Source organism: Streptomyces sp. YPW6 (genome assembly GCF_018866325.1).
Lineage (GTDB): Bacteria > Actinomycetota > Actinomycetes > Streptomycetales > Streptomycetaceae > Streptomyces.
Window position 1 is genome coordinate 148,911 of the sequence record NZ_CP076457.1, and the last position, 18,938, is coordinate 167,848.

At 74.3% G+C, this 18,938-nt stretch carries 7 protein-coding genes and 1 riboswitch; of the genes, 5 read left to right on the top strand and 2 right to left on the bottom strand.

Translation table 11 applies throughout. The features are described from left to right. Positions 1 to 15: 15 nt before the first annotated feature. Positions 16 to 798 carry an ABC transporter ATP-binding protein gene (locus tag KME66_RS00665; RefSeq protein ID WP_216317820.1) on the bottom strand — a complete coding sequence of 261 codons (783 nt, stop codon included), beginning with the start codon at positions 796 to 798 and terminating at the stop codon, positions 16 to 18. Then, a complete protein-coding gene (locus tag KME66_RS00670) occupies positions 798 to 1,907 on the bottom strand; it encodes an iron ABC transporter permease (RefSeq protein WP_216317821.1) in 1,110 nt (369 codons plus the stop codon). Before KME66_RS00670 ends, KME66_RS00665 begins: the two co-directional genes overlap by 1 nt. Positions 1,908 to 2,029: 122 nt before the next feature. After that, positions 2,030 to 2,102, bottom strand: a riboswitch (cobalamin riboswitch). A gap of 394 nt (positions 2,103 to 2,496) precedes the next feature. Here KME66_RS00670 and KME66_RS00675 point away from each other — a divergent pair. From KME66_RS00675 to KME66_RS00695, 5 genes are all read left to right on the top strand, one after another. Next, positions 2,497 to 2,826: an antibiotic biosynthesis monooxygenase gene (locus KME66_RS00675; protein ID WP_216317823.1), complete on the top strand. Its 330-nt coding sequence runs from the start codon at positions 2,497 to 2,499 to the stop codon at positions 2,824 to 2,826. A gap of 273 nt (positions 2,827 to 3,099) precedes the next feature. Next, positions 3,100 to 15,471, top strand: a complete 12,372-nt coding sequence (locus KME66_RS00680; protein ID WP_253208189.1) for a non-ribosomal peptide synthetase/type I polyketide synthase — start codon at positions 3,100 to 3,102, stop codon at positions 15,469 to 15,471. Positions 15,472 to 15,551: 80 nt separating this feature from the next. Next, positions 15,552 to 16,070 carry a hypothetical protein gene (locus KME66_RS00685; protein WP_073224210.1) on the top strand — a complete coding sequence of 173 codons (519 nt, stop codon included), beginning with the start codon at positions 15,552 to 15,554 and terminating at the stop codon, positions 16,068 to 16,070. After that, complete coding sequence (locus KME66_RS00690) at positions 16,040 to 17,464, top strand: hypothetical protein (protein WP_216317826.1); 1,425 nt, start codon at positions 16,040 to 16,042, stop codon at positions 17,462 to 17,464. The genes KME66_RS00685 and KME66_RS00690 overlap by 31 nt, the downstream gene beginning before the upstream one ends. Next, a complete protein-coding gene (locus KME66_RS00695; RefSeq protein WP_216317828.1) occupies positions 17,461 to 18,849 on the top strand; it encodes a VWA domain-containing protein in 1,389 nt (462 codons plus the stop codon). The genes KME66_RS00690 and KME66_RS00695 overlap by 4 nt, the downstream gene beginning before the upstream one ends. Positions 18,850 to 18,938 lie beyond the last annotated feature (89 nt).

Here is an 18,938-nt window from a genome sequence, read left to right on the forward strand (position 1 = left end):
GGGTGCGGGACTCCTTCAGGAGGCGGAACGGGCCGGGTGGAGATCGAAGAGCAGTTGCAGCGCGCCGGTCTCGGGGTGCGTGACGCGGTGTGCCCGCACGCCGAAGACGTCGGCCAGCAGTTCGGTGGTCAGGACGTCGTGCGGCGGTCCGGAGGCGACGATCCGGCCGCCGTCGATGACGTGGACGACGTCGCAGTGCAGCGCGGCGAGGTTCAGGTCGTGCAGGGCGGTCAGCACGGTCAGGCCGCTGCCGCCGACGAGGGCGAGGACTTCCAACTGATGGGCGATGTCGAGGTGGTTGGTGGGCTCGTCCAGCACCAGGACGCGGGGCTGCTGGGCGAGCGCGCGGGCGATCAGGACGCGCTGCCGCTCGCCGCCGGAGAGGCTGAGGAAGCCGCGTCCGGCGAGGTGTCCCGCCCCGACTCCTTCCAGCGCCTCGTCACAGCGGCGGCGGTCCTCGTCGGTCGTCCGGGCCATCGGCCCCTGGTGCGGCAGACGGCCCATGGCGACGATCTCGGCGACGGTGAAGTCGAAATCGGCGACCGCGTCCTGCGGAAGTGCGGCCAGACGTCGGGCACCCTCCCGGGTGGTGAGGGCGTGAAGATCCTCACCGCCGATCCTGACCGCGCCGGCGGACGGGCGGAGCGCGCGGTAGACGCAGCGCAACAAGCTGGACTTCCCGCTGCCGTTGGGGCCGACCAGACCGACGAACTGCCCGTCGGCCGCGGCCAGGGTGACCTGGTCCACCAGGCGCGCGCCGGCGGTCTCGACGGTGAGCGCGTCGATGTCGATCCGCATCAGATGCCCCCGAAGGAATAGGCGCGCCGGCGCATGAGAAGGAGGAAGCAGGGAACGCCGATGACCGCGGTGAGGACACCCACCGGCAGTTCGGCCGGGGCGAGCACCACACGCGAGAGGATGTCGACCCAGACCATCAGGACGGCTCCCACGAGGGGTGCGGCGGCCAGGAGCCTCCGGTGGTCAGCGCCGACCAGCATCCGGGTGGCGTGCGGAACCATCAAACCGACGAAGCCGATGGCGCCGCTGACCGCGACGACCGCCCCGGTGACCGCCGCGGAGACGAGGAAGAGCTCCTTGCGCAGTCTCCCGGGATCGACGCCGAGCGCGGCGGCGGTCTCGTCACCCATGGCGAGGGCGTTCAGCCGCCGCGCCGACCAGCCGAGGTGCGCGAGGCCGAGGAGCACCGCCCCGGCGGCGATCGGCACCGCGGCCCAGTTGGCCCCGCTCAGGCTGCCGAGCAGCCACATCATCGCGGAGCGGGCCGCCTCGCCGCGCTCGGCCGCGAACACCATGAACGTGGTAACGGCCGAGAAGCCGTAGTACATCGCGGTCCCCGTCAGCACGAGCCGGAGCGGGGTGAGACCGCGTTCGGTCCGGGCGACCGCGTACACGAGCAGCATGGCGAGGAGCGCGGAGCCGAACGCCGCCGTGGACAGGGCCCAGATGCCCAGCGCGCCCAGGGCCCCGAAGATGAGTACGGCGTTGGCGCCGACCGCGGCGCCCGAGGAGATGCCGAGCACGAACGGGTCGGCGAGCGCGTTGCGCACCATGGCCTGGACGGCGACGCCGATGGCCGACAGGCCGGCGCCCACCACAGCGGCCAGAACCGCTCGCGGCAGGCGGAGTTCCCAGACGATGGTGTAGGCCGGGACCTCGTGGGAGCCGATGGCTCCGCCGGTCAGCCCTGCCCACAGGTAGCGCGTCACCTCGGCCCAGGAGAGCCCGGACGCCCCGAGTGCCGCCCCGCAGACGAGCGAGAGGGGAAGGGCGAGGCCCAGGCCGGTCAGGAGCAGCGGCAGGGGGACGCGCCGTGGCGGGGGCGGTCCGGAGCCGGCGCGCGCGGGGCGTGGCGGCCTGGCGGGTATGCGGTCGAGGGACGTGGCCACGGGCGGGTCGCTTTCGCCTCGGGCCGTGCGTCGCGCAAGGAGGAGCGTCACCGGACGGCGGCCGTCCCGCGCAGCGCCCTTTTCGCAGTCCACGGCGAATGGTCAGGAGCGTTCTGTGCCGCGGGTGATCGGGCTCACGGACCGGGGGTCCGCCTACCGTTGCGGGTCAGCGCCGGACTTCGACCGGACTTCCCCCGTGGCGGTTCAGCAGCCTAGCGCGTCCGCCGCCCCGGCCGCCGGGAGGGCAGCGGACAGCGGGAGGCGAGACGGCGCCGCCGGGGCTGTCCCCGCGGACGGGCGCAGGAGGCGGGAGGTGCGCCATCACCGTGTGCGGGAGCCGCGATCGTCGCGGTGACCCGGGTGCCGTGCCGCCGCGTACGGTGCCGACCGCCCCGGGTTCTTCCGCGCCCGCGCCCACGACGGGGCCCTCGCGCTCCCGCCACGCACCGGCTGCGGCTGCGGCTGCGGCTGCGGCTGCGTGTCACGGTGGAACTCTCCTCCGCCGCCGGGAGGGGGACGGGAGACCCACACGGACGCTTCCCTCCCCCTGGAGCGACGGGGCCCGGACCTCGTGCGGCAGGATGGTGCCATGAGCGTAGTCAAGATCAATGTGCTGACCGTCCCCCAGGAACAGCGCGAGACGCTGGAGAAGCGCTTCGCGTCCCGCGCCCATGCCGTGGAGAGCTCCGACGGATTCGAGTGGTTCGAACTGCTCAGGCCCTTCGAGGGCACGGACGACTACCTCGTCTACACGCGCTGGCGTGACGAGGCCTCCTTCCAGGCGTGGATGGAGGGTCCGATGAAGTCGGCCCACCAGGGCGGCGACGCCTCCGGCGGCGAGCGCCCCAAGCCTGCGGCGAGCGGGTCCACGGTGTGGTCCTTCGAGGTCGTGCAGCAGGCGGCGCCGAAGGAGGCGTAGGCGAGCACGCACCGAAGTGTGCCCTGCCCGGCCGGTACCGACCGGCCGGGCAGGGCTCTTCGTGCTGTCCGTCGAGCGGGCGACGTCGCCGGGGCCGGTCCCGGGTGCGTCCGCGGCCGGACTCCCCCGCCGTGTCACTCCCAGGGTGCACACCGCCTCCTCCCGGCGGTTGATTCCCCCGGGCCCGCGCGTTTTTAAGATCATTCTTCGGAGAACATCCGGGAACTTCGGAGAAATCGCGCGGAACGGATCGATCGGCCGGTGGAGCACCCCATGACACTGCTGGATGTACTGCTGGACGCGGTCCGTGAGGCCCCCGGGCAGACCGTCGTGCACGTCCGTGGCGACGGAAGCGAGCTGACGGTCACGCTCAGCGGGCTGCTGGACGAGTCCCTGCGGGTGGCCGGCGGCCTCCGGGAGGCGGGCGTCGCGCCCGGGACCTGTGTGCCGTTGCTCGCCGATCGCAGCGAGGACTTCCAGCCGATGTTCTGGGGCGCGGTGGCGGCCGGTCTCGTTCCCGTTCCGCTGGCCGCCGACACCCGGCGGGTCCTGCCGGTCTGGGAGCACCTGGGCCGGCCGCCCCTCGTGGTGGACGCCTCGACCGCGACGCTGGTCGGTGAGCTTCCCGACGGTGCACGCGCCCTGAACCTCGACGCCCTGCGCGCGGGGCCGTTGCTGCGGGAACCCGTACCCGGCGGCTGCGACGACGTGGCGTTCCTGCAGTTCTCCTCGGGAAGCACCGGTGCACCCAAGGGGGTGGAGGTGACGCATCGTGCGGTGCTGGCCAATCTGGAGCAGATACGGGCCGCATCGGCGCTGAGCGCCGACGACGTGGTGGTCAGCTGGATGCCGTACTTCCACGACATGGGGCTCATCGGTACGCATCTCGCTCCGCTGGCCGCCCGGGCCCGGCAGGTCAAGATCGGTCCGCTGTCGTTCGCGAAGCGGCCCCGCCTGTGGTTCGAGGTCGCGGCCCGGCACCGGGCCACGGTCCTCTCGGCGGCCAACTTCGCCCTGGCGCTCGCCGTACGGCGCGTTCCCGCGGACGTCCTGGCCCGGCTGGACCTCTCGGCCGTGCGGCTGCTCCTGGTCGGGGCGGAGCCGATCGCACCCGCGGTGTGGCGTGCGTTCACCGACAGGACGCGACCCGCGGGGCTGGATCCGGCGGCGGCCCAGCCCGTCTACGGCCTGGCGGAGGCAACGCTCGCGGTGACCTTCCCGCCGGCGGGGGAAGTGGCCGAGCCACTGGTCCTGGACCGGGCGTCGCTGAGCGAAGGCGTGGCCGTGGACACCGAACAGGGTCTGGAGGCCGTCGAGTTGATGGACGTCGGCCGGCCGGTGGCCGGATGCGCCGTGCGCATCGTCGATGACAACGGCGGCGTCCTCGGGGAGCGGCGGGTCGGGCACATCATGGTGCGCGGTCCTCAACTGGCCCGTGGCTACCACGGTCTTCCCGGCGTGAGCGCGCAGACGTTCACGGACGGGTGGCTGCGCACCGGTGACCTCGGGTTCCTGCGGGAGGGCCGGCTGTGCGTCACGGGCCGGCACAAGGACATCCTGTTCCTCAACGGCCGCACCTTCCACGCGACGGACCTGGAGGAGGTCGCGGCGGCGACACCCGGGCTGCCTCCCGGGGCCCCGGCGGTGGTCGGTTCGACCGACCCGGTCACCGGTGCGGAGCGCGTCATGGTCTTCGTCCCCTGGGCGCGGCCCCCGCGCCACGCGGCGGAGGTGCTCGAACGCGTCGCGGCCCGGGTGCGGGAGGCGCTGCTGCACGACGATGTGCGGGTGCTGGCCCTGCCGCCCGCGGGGTTTCCCCGTACGACCAGCGGCAAGCTGCAGCGGCGACGGCTGCGGGAGCGTTTCGAGGCCGGTGGGTTCGGGGCTGACGCGTTCGCGACGGGCGAGCGGGCGGCGGGCGGCGGCGGTGCTCCGGCCTCGGCTCCCGGCACGGACGTGCCCCCGGCCGCAGTGCCGTCGGCGGAGGCGCCCCGGGCGCGGGGCCGGACCGTCGAGGCCGTCCGGGAGGTGTGGGCGCGGGTGCTGGAGCGGCCCGCCGATTCGATCGGTGTGCAGGAGCCGTTCGGGAGTCTCGGGGGGACGTCGCTCAAGGCGATGGAGGTCCTGGTAGCACTGGAGGACGCCTTCGGGGTGACGCTCCCGCCGGCGGTCATCCGCGACCACGGCACGGTGGCTGCGCTCGCCGGTCACCTTCTGACCGTGGTGCCCGGCCTCCCGGCGCCCGGGGCCGGGGCCGGGGCCGACAGGACCGCAGGAGGCGGGGACGCCGTCGCCGCCGTCATCGGGATGGCGTGCCGGTTCCCCGGCGCCGACACCCCCGAGGACTTCTGGGACCTCCTCATCGACGGGCACGACGCCATCACCCCCGTACCGTACGGTCGCTGGGACGACGACGTCCGCGACCACCGGGCCGCTCCCCGGCAGCGCTGGGCGGGGCTCCTGAAGGACCCGGCCGCCTTCGACGCGGATCACTTCGGCATCGGCGAGGAGGAGGCGCGCGCGATCGACCCGCAGGCGCGTCTCTTCCTGGAACTCGCGCACGAGGCACTCGAACGCGCCGGATACGCGGGACCCCGGCGGCGCGGTCGCCGGGTCGGCGTGTTCGCGTCGGTGGGCGACAGCGGCTACCGCGAGATCCTGGACCGGGCCTCGGACGACGGCGCTCCGCTGCCCACCGTGCTCACCGGCAGTCTGCCCGCCCTGACAGCCGCCCGGGTCGCGCAGAGCCTCGACCTCGACGGTCCCGCGCTCGCGGTGGACACCGCCTGCTCGTCGGGGCTGGTCGCCCTGCATCTGGCCCGGCGCAGCCTGCTGGACGGCGAGTGCGACCTCGCCGTGGTCGGCGGGGTCAACCTCCATCTGACCTCGACCCCGCACCGGCTCCTGGAAGCGGCGCAGGCCCTGTCCCCCACCGGGCGCAGCCGTGCCTTCAGCGCCGACGCGGACGGCTTCGTCCCCGGCGAGGGCGGGGCGGCGATCGTCCTCACCCGTCTCGACGCGGCCCGGCTCGCGGACGACGAGGTGCTCGCGGTGGTCCGGGGGACGGCCGTCAACAACGACGGCCGGTCGATGAGCCTGATGGCGCCCAATCCGCTGCGGCAGCGCGAGGTCATCACCCGGGCGTACGAGGCGGCGGGCGTCGATCCCGCTTCGGTGAGCTATGTGGAGGCCCATGGCACGGGTACGGCCGTGGGCGATCCGATCGAGCTGCGGTCGCTGGCCCACGCGTTTCCCGTACGGCCGGACGGCGAGCCGCGGTTGCTGGGCTCGGTGAAGACGAACATCGGGCATCTGCTGAACGCCGCCGCGCTGCCCGCGCTGGTGAAGGTCGTGCTGGCTCTGGGCCACCGTCGCCTGCCGCCGTCGCTGCACCACGCCCCGCCCGCGCCGGGCCTGGCCTCTGCGGGCTTCGCCGTGGTCTCCGCGGCTCGGGACTGGACGTCCGCCGGGCCTCTCGTCGCGGGGATCAACGCGTTCGGCTTCGGTGGCACCAACGCCCATGCCGTTCTCGAAGAGGCCCCGCTCCCGCCGACGTCAGCCGGATCTGCCGCGTCGTCGCCGGGTGCCGTGCGTGAAGTCACCGCCGACGGGCCTCATCTGCTGACCCTGTCCGCACGGAGTGCGGGTGCGCTCCGGGACGCGGCGGAAAGGCTCGCGGCGCATCTGGAAGGCCGTCCGCGACTGCGCGAGGGCGACGTCTGCCGGACCGCGAGTACGGCCTGGGACGAAGGGCCCCACCGGCTCGCCCTCGTCGCCGACGGTGATCTGCGGGAGCGTCTCGCCGCCTTCGCCGCCGGGACCGGCGGAGCGGCCGGGGGCGCGGGAGAGAGCGGGACGGTTAGTGGTGCCGGGGCCGGCGGAGCGGGCGGACCCGCTTTGAGGGGCGCGACCGGTGTGCCCGCCGCGCACGTCGTCCGTTCCCGCCCGCGCGTCGCCTTCCTGTTTCCCGGGCAGGGCGCCCAGGCCCCGGGCCGGGACCGGGCGCTGTACCGGACTGCGCCGGTGTTCCGGGACACGTTCGACGAGGCGTCCGCGCTCCTCGGCCCGGTCCTCGGGCGGACCCTGCTGGACTGGGGGCTGGACCCGGAGGTGGATCCGGCCGCGCAGGCCGTGACGGAGGTGGCCCAGCCGCTCCTCGTCGCCTCCGGGGTGGCGCTGGCGCGCCAGCTCCGTACCTGGGGTGCGGAGCCGGACGCGGTCGCCGGGCACAGCGTCGGGGAAATCACCGCCGCCTGTGTCAGCGGGATGCTGACGCTCCGGGAGGCGGTGGGGTTCGCGGCCGAACGCGGGCGTCTCATGGGGGCGTTCACCGATCCCGGCGCCATGCTCGCCGTTCGCGGGGGTGAGGAGGCTGTCGCGGCGGCGGTGGCGGACTCCGGCGGGACCCTCACCGTGGCCGCGTACAACGGCCCCGGACTCCAGGTCCTGTCCGGGACGGTCTCCGGCATTGAGCACGCCGCACTCGCCCTCGACGCCCGGGGCGTCCCCACGCGCCGTCTGCGGGTCTCGCGAGCCTTCCACTCACCGCTGATGCGGCCGGTGGCCGACCGGCTCGCCGACGCGGCCCGCGCGTTGGCTCCGCGCATCCCGTCCGTCCCTCTCATGAGCACGGTCACCGCCGCCTGGCAGCCGGTTCTCGATGCGCGGTACCTGCGCGACCACGCCGAGCGCCCGGTGCTGTTCGGGCCGGCCGTGGAGCGCCTGGCCAGAGAGGGATACGACACCTTCGTCGAGATCGGGCACGGCCCGGTGCTGTCGGACGCGGTCCGGGCGGCGACAAGGACGTACGCGCCCGGTGAGCCGGGCGCGGCCATCACGGTGATGAGTGCCCTGCCCGGGCGTTCCGCCGGGCGGGCGGATGAGGCGCCCACGCCCGATGACCGGCACGGCGGGCGCGGAGATCTTCTGGCGACCGTCGGACGGCTCTGGTCGCTCGGCGCGCCGCTGGAGCGGACCGCGCTCGACGCGGGCCACCACCGCGTCCCCCTGCCCACCTACCCCTTCCAGCGCCGCCGCCACTGGGCCGGGCCGCCCGCAGGTCCGCTCCTGCATCGGGTCCGGTGGGAGGACGACCCCCTGCCCGCGAAGGCGGCGGAGACGGCGGGCTCCGTGCGCTCGGTGCTGCTGACCGGACCCGACCCCGCGTCCGTCGACCGGCTCGCCTCGCACCTGTCGACCGCGGGCGTACGTCGCCACGCAGCGGATGACGACGGGCCTCCCGATGCCGTGGTCCTGGTGGCCGGGCCTGCTCCCGCCCAGGACACCGGCGAGGACCTCGGCCGGGCCCACGATGCCGTGTCCGCGGCCTTCGACGAGGCCCTCGCACGGTTCGACGAGACGCGCGCGCACCGGCTCCTGGTGGTGACCGAGGACGTGCATGCCACGGGCACCGTGCGGGAAAGGCCACGGCCCGCCCATGCCGTTCTCGGCGGATTTCTGCTGGCGCTGCCGCAGGAGACTCCGCGTGCCGCGGCCACCGCCCTCGACCTCTGCTCGCTGGACACCCCGTCCCAGCGTCTGGCGGCCGTGCTGGCCGAGCTGGAGTCCGGTGGTGTCCCGGGCAGCACGACCGTCGTCGCCTGGCGTGCGGGACGACGGCTCACCCGCCGTTTCGTGCCGACGGCGGCCGACGCCCCGGCACCGGGCGGGCCGGCCCGGTCTCCGCTGCCGGCCGACGGCACCTTCCTCATCACCGGGGGCGGCGGCGGGGTCGGCGCCGCTCTCGCCCGTGACCTCGCGGGCCGCGGCCGGCCCACCCTCGTCCTCACCGGGCGCTCCCCCGCGCTTCCCGAGGGGCTGGCCGACGAACTCCGTAGGCTGGGCGCCACCGTCCACTACCGCGTGGCCGACGTCTCGGCGGAGCGGGATGTCGACGCGCTCCTGGCCGGGCTGCCCCGCCTGGACGCCCTCTTCCACGCGGCGGGGGTCGTACGCCCGGGCACCCTGCGGAACAGGCTCCCGGAGGAGACGGCGCACGCGCTGGCCGCCAAGACCCGGGGCACCCTGCTGCTCTCGCTGGCCCTGCGCCGGCACGGGCTCGACCCGGCGGTCCGCGTCGCCCTCTCCTCCGTGAGCGCCGTGCTCCCCGGGCTGGCGGGCGCGCTGGGCGACTACGCCGGGGCCAACGCCTTCCTCGACGCGTTCGCCGCGTCGGAACGGCACGCGGGCAGGCCCTGGCAGTCCGTGAATCTCGCCGCCCTGGACGGTACGGGCATGGCGGCGGTGCTCGGCACCGGGACGGGAGCCGGCTCCCCCACCGTACGGAGCGCCGGAGGACGGCCCGTTGCCCTCGCTGCCGCGTCGGCGGCGCTCCGCGCGGCATGCGGCGTCGACGCGGCGCAGCTGCTGTTCGCCGATCCGACACCGTCTGCGCCGCCTGCGGGCCCGCCGTCCCCGGAGCCCCCGGCCCCGGCGGTCGAAGGCGCGCGAACGGCATCAGGGCCGGCATCGGCATCGGCATCGGCATCAGGATCGGCGGCCTCGGCGCGGAGGCCCGGCGAGGGCACCGGCACCCGAGCGCTGCTCCGCCGCCTGCTCGCCTCGGCGCTGCGGCTGCCTGCCTCCGAGGTTCCGGACGACGAACCGTTCCTCGCTCTCGGCCTCGACTCGCTCGCCGCCGTCGACCTCGTCAGGCAGCTCGAACGGGAACGGGGCACGGCCCTGCCCGCCACGCTGTTCTTCGAGTACCGGACCGTCGCGGAACTGGCCGCGCACCTGGACAGCACACCGGCCCTCGCCTCCCCCACCCTCCCCCGTACACCGGCCCCCGTTCCGGAGGGGGCCCCGTTCCCGCTCACCCCGGTCCAGCTGGCCCTGCACACCGGCAGCCGGCTCCACCCGGAGGTCCCGGCGCACGGCTACGTGCGCCAGACCGTCCGGGGTCCGCTGGACAGCCGGCTCCTGGGCCGGGCGCTCCGTGCACTCGCCGACCGGCACACCATGCTGCGGATCCGCATCACCGACGCCGGGGGCGGCACGGGGTCCGCGTCACCGGTGCAGTACGTCGCCCCGCCGTCCGACCTGTCCACCTGGTACGAGGTCCACGAGGCGCCCGGTCGTATCGAGGAGCTCGAAACGGCCCTGTGCAACCGGCCGTTCGATCTCTCCGCCGAGCCTCCCGTGCGGGCGGTCCTCGCCCGGGAGAGCGCGGAGCTGTCCCATCTGGTGCTGGTCATCCACCACACGGCCGGTGACGGATACAGCCTCAACGTCCTCGCCGGGGAACTCTGGTCGCTCTACACCGCCTTCGCCCACGGAGAGACACCGGCGCTGCCCCCGCTCGGCACCGACTTCGCGCGGTACGCGACCGCTGCCGCCGACGAGCGGTCCTCCACGGACGGCGGGGAAGTGCTCGCCGCCGACCGGCGGTACTGGGCGGACCGGCTGGCATCCCGCGGCGAGCCGCTGCGCCTGCCGTACGACGGTGATCCACGGGCCCTTCCCTCGGCTCCCCTGACCACGCATCAGAGCAGTCTCGATCCGGCGCTGAGCGCCGCGCTGGAGAAGCGGGCCGCCGATGCGGAAGTGAGCCTGTTCCATCTGCTGCTCGCCGTGCAGGTGCGCTGTCTGGCCCGGTGGAGCGGGCAGCGGGAGATCGCGGTGAACGTCGCCCGTGCCCGTCGAGACGGCCGGACGACGGGCCTGGACCGGCTCGTGGGGCCGCTCGCCGACACCCTCCCCCTGCTGTGCTCGACGGACCCGGACGAGCCGGTCGGGGCCCTGGCCGGGCGACTGGCCCGGATCTGGCTGGAGAGCGAGCGGCATGCCGGCCTCACCGGCCTGGACCTGGCCCGGCTGCTGCCGGCGGACCCGGCCGCGCCCGGCCCGCGGACGGCCGGCCCGGCCGGCTTCAGCTTCTCTCGCTTCCCCGCCGCACTCGACGAGCGGTGTCCGGTGAGCGTGCGGCCGACCGCCGCGGGCACCGCCACCGCCGCGACCCGGCTGAGCCTGCTGTGCTGGCAGGACGAGACCGTCCTGCGCTTCTCGTGGAACTTCCCCGTCCGGCTCTTCGCCCCGGAGACGGTGGCCCGCCTGGACCGTGACTTCCACGACGAGTTGGCCGCGGCAGCCCTCACGGCCACCGCCGCCACGCCCCTCCCGGCCTCCGGGTCCGCCACGCCCCTCCCTGCCTCCGGGTCCGCCACGCCCCTCGCGGCCACCGGGTCCGCCACGCTCGTGCGCCGGCTCGTCGAGCGATTCCGCGCCACCCCGGACGCGGTCGCCGTCGACACCGGCGCCGCCACCTTGACGTACGGCGAACTCGACCGTGCCTCGCAGGCTCTCGCAGGCTCCCTGCTCGCCCACGGCGTCACCCCGGGCAGCCTCGTCGGGCTGCTCACCGAACCGGGCGCGGACACCGTCGTCGCCGTCGTCGCGGCCCTGCGCGCCGGTGCGGGCTGGGTTCCGCTGGACGCCGGGCACCCGACCGCGCGCCTGGCCGACCAGCTCACGCGCTCCGGGGCCCGTACGGTGCTCTGTCACACCGCGACCCGCGCGGCGGGGGAAGCGCTCGGCGACGTGACCCTGGTGCCCGTCGACGTACCGCCGCCGCTCTCGCGGAACTCCGTGCGGTACCCGGGCGAGGCAGCCGGGCCCGGCGCCGTGGCCCACACCGACGCCGACGGCATCGCGTACGTGATCTTCACCTCCGGTTCCACCGGACGGCCCAAGGCCGTGCCCATCACCCACCGGTCCATGGAGAACTACCTCGGCTGGGCGATCGACACCTTCGGCTACGACGCGCACGACCGGCTCGCCCAGACCGCGTCGCCCTGTTTCGACGCCTCGGTCCGCCAGCTCCTCGCCCCGCTGCTGGTCGGCGCCACCGTGGTCACGGTCGACCGGGACCTGTTGCGCGACCCCGACCGGCTGCTGACCCACGTCGAGCGCCACCGCATCACCGTCTGGAGCTCCGTACCCACGCTCTGGGAACAGCTTCTCAGCGCCGCCGAGGCACGGGTGAGCCGGGGCGAACCCCTGCCGGACCTGTCCGCCCTCCGGTGGGTCCATGTCGGCGGCGAGGCCCTGTCACCCGCGCACGTACGCCGCTGGTTCGACCTCTTCGGCGACGGCCGGCGCATCGCCAACCTGTACGGCCCCACCGAGGCCACGATCAACACGAGCTGCCACATCATCAGCGAGCGGCCCGGCGACCATGTGCGGCGACTGCCCATCGGGCGACCGGTGTCGGGTACGGAGGTGGAGGTCGTCGGTCCCGACGGGGAGGCGGCGCGGCCCGGCGATGCCGGTGAGCTCCTCATCGCCGGAACCGGTCTCACCCCGGGGTACCTCGGCGAACCGGACCTCACCGAGGCCGCGTTCACTGTGCGGCGCGGACGGCGCTGGTACCGCAGCGGCGACCGGGTGCGGTGCTCCGAGGACGGCACTCTGGAGTTCCTCGGGCGGCTGGACGACCAGGTGAAGATCCGGGGCAACCGGGTCGAGCCGGGCGAGATCGAGGCGGTGCTCCAGACGCATCCCGACGTCGCTCACGCCGTCGTGCTAGCTCAGGACGGGCGCCTCACCGCCTTCGTGACGCCCGGGCCAGGAGCGTCCGTCCCGTCCGGGGACGATGCCGCGGAACTGCGGCGTCACCTGGCGCAGTCCCTGCCCGCCTACATGATTCCGCACCGGATCACCCGTGTCGGGACGATGCCGCTCACGGGCACGGGCAAAATCGACCGCCGTGCGCTGCCGGCCCTCGGGGAGACCCCACCCCGTTCACCCTCCCCCACGGCGACCACCCGTACCGCGCCCCGGACACCGACCGAGATCCGCCTCGCCGCCATCTGGGCCGCGCTGCTCCAGACCGACGACGTGTGCCGCGAGGACGACTTCTTCGCCCTGGGCGGTGACTCGCTGCTCGTGCTGGAGGTGTTCGCCCGGCTGGAGAAGCGGGGCGGGGGGCCGCTTCCCCGGCCGACCGTCGTCTACCGCGACCGCACGCTCGCGGCCCTGGCATCGGCCGTGGACGCGGCGACCGACGAAGCCCCCGACAACACCGAGGAGACCTCCGCTCACACCGCCACCGACAGCACGGTGGAGGCCTCCGCTGACACCGCCGTCGGCACCGGGGCGCCTCCGTCCTTCCCTCTCACCCCCACCCAACGGGGATTCCTGCTGGCCGAAGCCATCGCACCGGGTACCACCTCGTCCTGGCTCACCCGGTTCCGCTTGCGCGGCCGCCTCGACACCGCCCGGTTCCAGAGTGCCGTGGACACGCTCGTCGGACGCCACCCGATGCTGCGCACCGTCTTCCCCGCCGGAGCTCGCCCGGCCGTCCAGCAGGAGCTGCCGCCCTCGCTGCGCCTGCCGGTCGACTTCGAGACCCTCAGCGACCCGGTGCAGGTGGAGGAACGGGTCGCCTCCGAGCGGGCACGCCGTTTCGAAACCTGGGCCTGGCCTCTGCTGCGCCTGCGGGTGCTCACCGTCGCACCCGACGAACACCTCCTGGTGGCACACGCCCACCACATCATCGGCGACGGCTACAGCGCCGCGCTTCTGGTAAGGGAGCTGATGAGCGCGTACGACGCCCTGTCCCGGGGTGACGCGGCGGCTCCGGCGCCCCCGCTCAGCACCTTCCGCGACCACGCCGTCCGCCTCGCGGAACGTACGGCGGCCGCCGCGGCGGAGCCCGGTGCCCCGGCCGGCGAGGACCGGCGGGCCCGGCTGAGCGCTCCCTACCGGCCGCCCGTGCTCTCCCCCGGCCCGGACACCTCCGCTCCGCCGGACGCCGCGGCGAACCCGCTCTTCCACACGCACGGGTTCACGGTCGGCGCCGAGCACACCCGAGCACTGCGCGAGCTGGCCACGCGTCACGGATCCACCCTCCACGCCCCTGTGCTCACCGCCTACTACCGGGCGCTCGCGGCCACCACCGGGCGGACGGATCTGGTGCTCGGTCTCGCGGTGAGCGGCCGGGACGACGGCCTGCCGGACGCGCACCGGGTGTTCGGCCCCTTCGCCACGGCCGTTCCGCTCCGGCCCGCGGGTCCGGCGTCGGGGCGGAGGGAGACCGCGGGGTTCGAGGACGATCTGCGGCGCCTGGCCGCTGAGTCCGCCGAGGCTCGGACGTACGAGGGGGCCGTGCCTGCGCTGCCCAACGGGCTGCCCCTGGCCTCGCAGTTCTTCTTCACTTATCTGGACTTCACCGCTCTGGGCCCGCTGGGCGGCGAGGCCCTGACGGTCACCCGGGAGGACGGCGACAGCGTGTACACGCCGCCTCCGACCGGTACGGACGTGTTCCTGTCCGCCGGTCCGGAGGGCGGGCGGCTGCGGGTCACCGTCCGCGCGGCGGCCACGGCGTTCACCCCCGAGGCGCTGGCCGTGTTCGCGGACGCGGTACGCGACACTCTGGCGCACGCGGCGGACTCGGCCGTGCCCGGGATCCCTGACGGCAAGGGTGTGCACGGGCTCGACCGGTCGGGTCGTCCCGGCCGGCTCGCCGAGCCGGACCCCACCGGCCGGGACGAGCCGGTGGACGCCGCGCTCGTCGGCTATCTGCCGTCCCCGGACGACCTGGCCCGGCTGGCCGGTCTGCCGGAGGCGGCGTTGCCGCGCGAGGAACTGCGGACCCTGCTGTTCCCCGACGGACGGCCGCGGCTCCTGGAGACGCTGTGTACCCCGCTGGGCCGTTCGGGCTTCGTGTGCGTCCCGCTCTTCGCGGACGAACTCGCTCCCGGCGACGCCCTGCTCGGGCACACCACGCGCGGGGTGGAGCTCGCCTCGTCCCTGGGGGCGCGGGCCGTGTCCCTGGCCGGAATGATCCCGTCGCTCACCGGCTACGGCTTCGACGTCCTGCGCGCCGTCGGGACGACGGGCTCCGCCCCTGCCGTCACCACCGGGCACGCGGCGACCGTCGTGTCCGTCGTCAGGACCGTGCACGCCGCGCTCGACGCGACGCGGCAGCGGCTGGGCTCCCTGACCGTCGCGTTCGTGGGGCTCGGCTCGATCGGCTCCTCCTCGCTGGAGCTGCTGCTCACCCTGGCCGAGGAGCCGCCCGCCAGGCTGCTGCTCTGTGACGTAGCGGGCAGCGGGCCGCGCCTGAAGGAACTGGCCGACAGCCTTCTGGAACGCGGCCTCGCCGAGGCCGTGGAGGTGCTCGGGACGGACCAGGGGCTGCCCGACGCCGTGTACGGGGCACGTCTGATCGTCGCGGCGGTCAGCGGGGGCGGCACGCTCCTGGACGTCGACGCGCTCGCCCCGGGCACGACGGTGGTCGACGACTCGTTCCCGCACTGCTTCGACACGTCACGCGCCCTCGGGCGGATGGAACGGGCGAAGGACGTCCTGGTCGTCGGCGGCGGGCTGCTGAGTGCCGGGTCCGCCGAGCGGCAGGTGGCCGCGGGGCTGCCGGCCGCCGCGGTGGCCGGATACCTGGCGCAGCCGATGGTGGCGGACGGCATCGCGTCGTGCCGCCTGGAGTCGCTGCTCCACGCCTCGGGCGCGGCCGTGCCACTCGTCCACGGTCCGGTCGACGCGGCGACCGGGCTGGCGTACTGGGAGGCGGCCGGGGCGGCGGGCATCCGCCCGGCGCCCCTGCACCTCCTCACCCGCACCATCGGCCCGGGGACGATCGACGGCGTCGCGTCGGCCGGTGGCCACGTCACGACCACCGAGACCTGAGGATCAGCATCAATGTCAGTGGTCGGGACTAGGTTCGTTGATGTCCCGCCGAGAAGGCGTGGACGTCCCCTTTCGCATGCATGGGAGTTGACGCGTTGTCGGTCTGGGAGCAGTCGAGTACCGCGCGGGTGATGGCGCCCGCGCGCCCGCGGAAGCTGGCCAAGGTGCCGTTCGTCGAACTGGCCGACGGGCGGTTGCAGGGGGTCGTCTCCAGCGGCTCGGACATCGGGCGGGTGTACGTGTCGTCGGTGGCGGCGCGGACGTACGCGTTCGCGTGCAGCACCAACAACAACCGGCCCTGCGGCGGTGCGCGCGGCATGTTCTGCAAGCACATCCAGGCGCTCGTCGCCGAGGCGGTGCTGCAGTACGGCGCCGGGCGCGTGGCCCGCTATCTCGCGGTGGAGCGCCCGGACGGGGAGCCTGACGCGCAGTCGCTCACCGCCGCCATGACCGCGACGCGGCCGGTGAAGGACGACTCCTCGGCGGCCGCCCAGGTGTTCAGCCGGTTCCTGCGGCACCTCACCTATCTCGAACTGGCTCCGGTCACCGCGCCGTTGCCCGAGATGCAGTGGTTCCCGCCGACGCGGGCGGTGGCCTGATGCGCGGCGATCTGCTGGCCGATCCGGTCGAGGGGCTCGACGAGGTGCTCGCCGCCGTGGACGCGTTCGACGAGGCGCTGGTGGCCGGTCTGCTGCGGCCAGGTGCCGCGCAGGCGGCCGCGGTTGCCGGGCTCGCCGGGGCCGTCGCCGGGACGCCGTTGGCCACCCGGGTGGCGGAGGCGGCCGACCGTGCGGGGGCCGGGGCCGCCGGGGAGGACCACTTCGTGGCGCTCGCCGCCGCCCGCAGCGCGCTGCTGGGCTCCGTGTACGACGCGCTGGCGCTGCGCATCGACGAGGCTGTGAGCAGGCCCGCCTGCGAGGAGGAGCCCGCCGCGCCCGTCGCCGGACCGGAGACCGGGGTGAACCTCCTGGCGGCGGCGCGCAGTTGGCTGTGCGACCTCGCGCGCAGCGGCTGGCGGGGCATCGACCACGAGCTCGTCGCCGGGGCCGCCCCGGTGGTCTCCGCGATGCTCCCCGATCCGGGGATGCGCCGCCGGGCGACGCTGCTCGACGGGTTCGCCGCCGAGCTCGCCGCGTCCTGCCCGGGGGCGACACTGGAGCGCGTTCCGGTGCGCCGCTTGGCCGATCTGTGGTCGCGTGCCCTGCTGTTGACGGTGCCGGGCTCGGCCGGGGAGCGGTCCTGCGGCTCGGTGACCGGTCGGCTGCTGCCGCTCGGCGTCGATGTGCAGGAGCATGCGACGGCGGTGCAGGCCCAGGTCCACGCCGTGTTCGAGCCGGCGGACGGGAGCGCGCCCCGTCTGGTACGTGCCGGCGTGTCGGCGCCGAAGCCCGACACGGTCGTCGGGGCGGGGCTGTGGCAACTGCTGCGTCCGCGGATGTCGTTGCTCGCCGCGGTGAGCGAAGGACGCTCGATGGAGCTGGACGCCATGCCGGTGACCGCCGAAGGGGATCTGCTCTGGGACGACGAGCGGGCCCGTGCGGGTGAGCCGGCCGATCCCTTCGCCACGGCGCGGGTCAGGTTGTCCGCCGCGACGGCGGCTCGTGTCGCTCCGCTGGACCGGCATCCCGTGCGGATCGCCGTGCCGGTGCTGCTGGAGGGGTATGCCACGCACAGCGAGGAGGGCCGCCTCACGTTCGATCTCGCCGGGCAGCTCCTGGCCGTGGACACCGACCGGATGCCCGCCGCCGGTCCGCTGACGCCCGAGGCGGTCGCCGCCTCCCACGCCTGTGTCGGGCTGCTGCGCTGGGATGCCGGGGAGTTCCTCCTCCAGCCGCTCGCGGTCGAGACGACCGTCCGGAAGAAGGCCGTCGCCGTGCACGCCGGGGCGTGGGCGGGCGGCACCACCGACAAGGCAGGTGTCCGGGCGGAGAAGGCCGCCACCGATGCCGTCGCCGTGCTGCGCGAACGCGCCGGAAGGCTGTTGCGGACATGACCGAGGACCTCACCGGGCAGTCGCCCGGCCCCGTCGCCGGACCGTCCCCGGCCGCGCCCGACCCGTACGAGAACCGCCGTCAGGTGCTGTACTGGCGGCTCCTGGCCCGTCTCCTCGACGGTGAGGAGCAGCCCGCCCTGGAGTCGGCGAGCCTGGGGGTGGTCGAGGACATCGGTCTGCCGTCCGCGCTGCTGGATCCCGGAGCGTCGCTCGACTCGCTCGTGCAGCGCCATCCGGAGCTGGCAGCCGAGTTCGACGGGCTGATGACGCCGGAGGATGCCACGGACGGATCCCGTGACCGGGCGGCGGAGGTGCGGCGTGCCGCGCTGGTGTCGAAGGTGCTGCTCAATGTCTTCGCGACCGGTTCGAGCGCGGTGAGCGCCGAGCAGTTGGCGCGCTGGCAGTCCGACGCCGGGTGGCTGGAGCGTGCGCTGGGCTGTCCGCCGGGCGAGCTTCGCGGCGGGCGCACCGGAGGCGCGGGCCTGGACGGCGGCAGTCTCGGGCCGGAGCTGGCGGCGATCGAGGCGGACCTCGTGGGGCGCATGCGGTTGCGGGAGGTGCTGGCCGATCCGGCGCTGGCCGCGCGGCTGATGCCCAGCATGTCGCTGATCGAGCAGTTGCTGCGGGACAAGGGAAATCTGTCGGGTGTGGCCCTGGCCAACGCGAAGTCACTCATCCGCCGGTACGTCGACGAGGTGGCCGAGGTGCTGCGTACCCAGGTGGACAAGGCCACCGTGGGCGAGCTGGACCGTTCGGTGCCGCCCAAGCGCGTCTTCCGCAACCTCGACCTGGACCGCACCGTCTGGAAGAACCTCACCAACTGGAGTCCGGAGGAGCAGCGGCTGTATGTGGACCGCCTCTACTACCGGCACACCGTGCGCAGGACGGCGCCGCAGCGGTTGATCGTCGTGGTGGACCAGTCCGGCTCGATGGTCGACTCGATGGTGAACTGCACGATTCTCGCCTCCATCTTCGCCGGGCTGCCGAAGGTGGACGTCCATCTCATCGCCTACGACACCCGCTCGATCGACCTGACGCCGTGGGTGCACGACCCGTTCGACGTGCTGCTGCGCACGAATCTCGGCGGGGGGAACGACGGCCCCGTCGCGATGGCGATGGCGCGCCCGAAGATAGCCGAGCCCAAGAACACCGTCATGGTGTGGATCTCGGACTTCTACGAGTTCGACCGCTCCCAGCCGCTGTTCGAAGGCATCGAGGCCGTGCACCGCTCCGGGGTGAAGTTCATCCCCGTCGGCTCGGTGACCAGCTCCGGGCGGCAGGAGGTCAACCCGTGGTTCCGGGAGCGGTTCAAGGCCCTGGGCACACCCGTGGTCTCCGGGCACATCAACAAGCTCGTGCACGAACTCAAGACGTTCCTCACCTGAGGCCCTGCGGGGTGTGACCGCCGCCCGTCATCGCGTGCGCTCCCCCCGCCGTGTCCCTCTCTTCTTCTCACACTTTTCTCGCCCGTTCA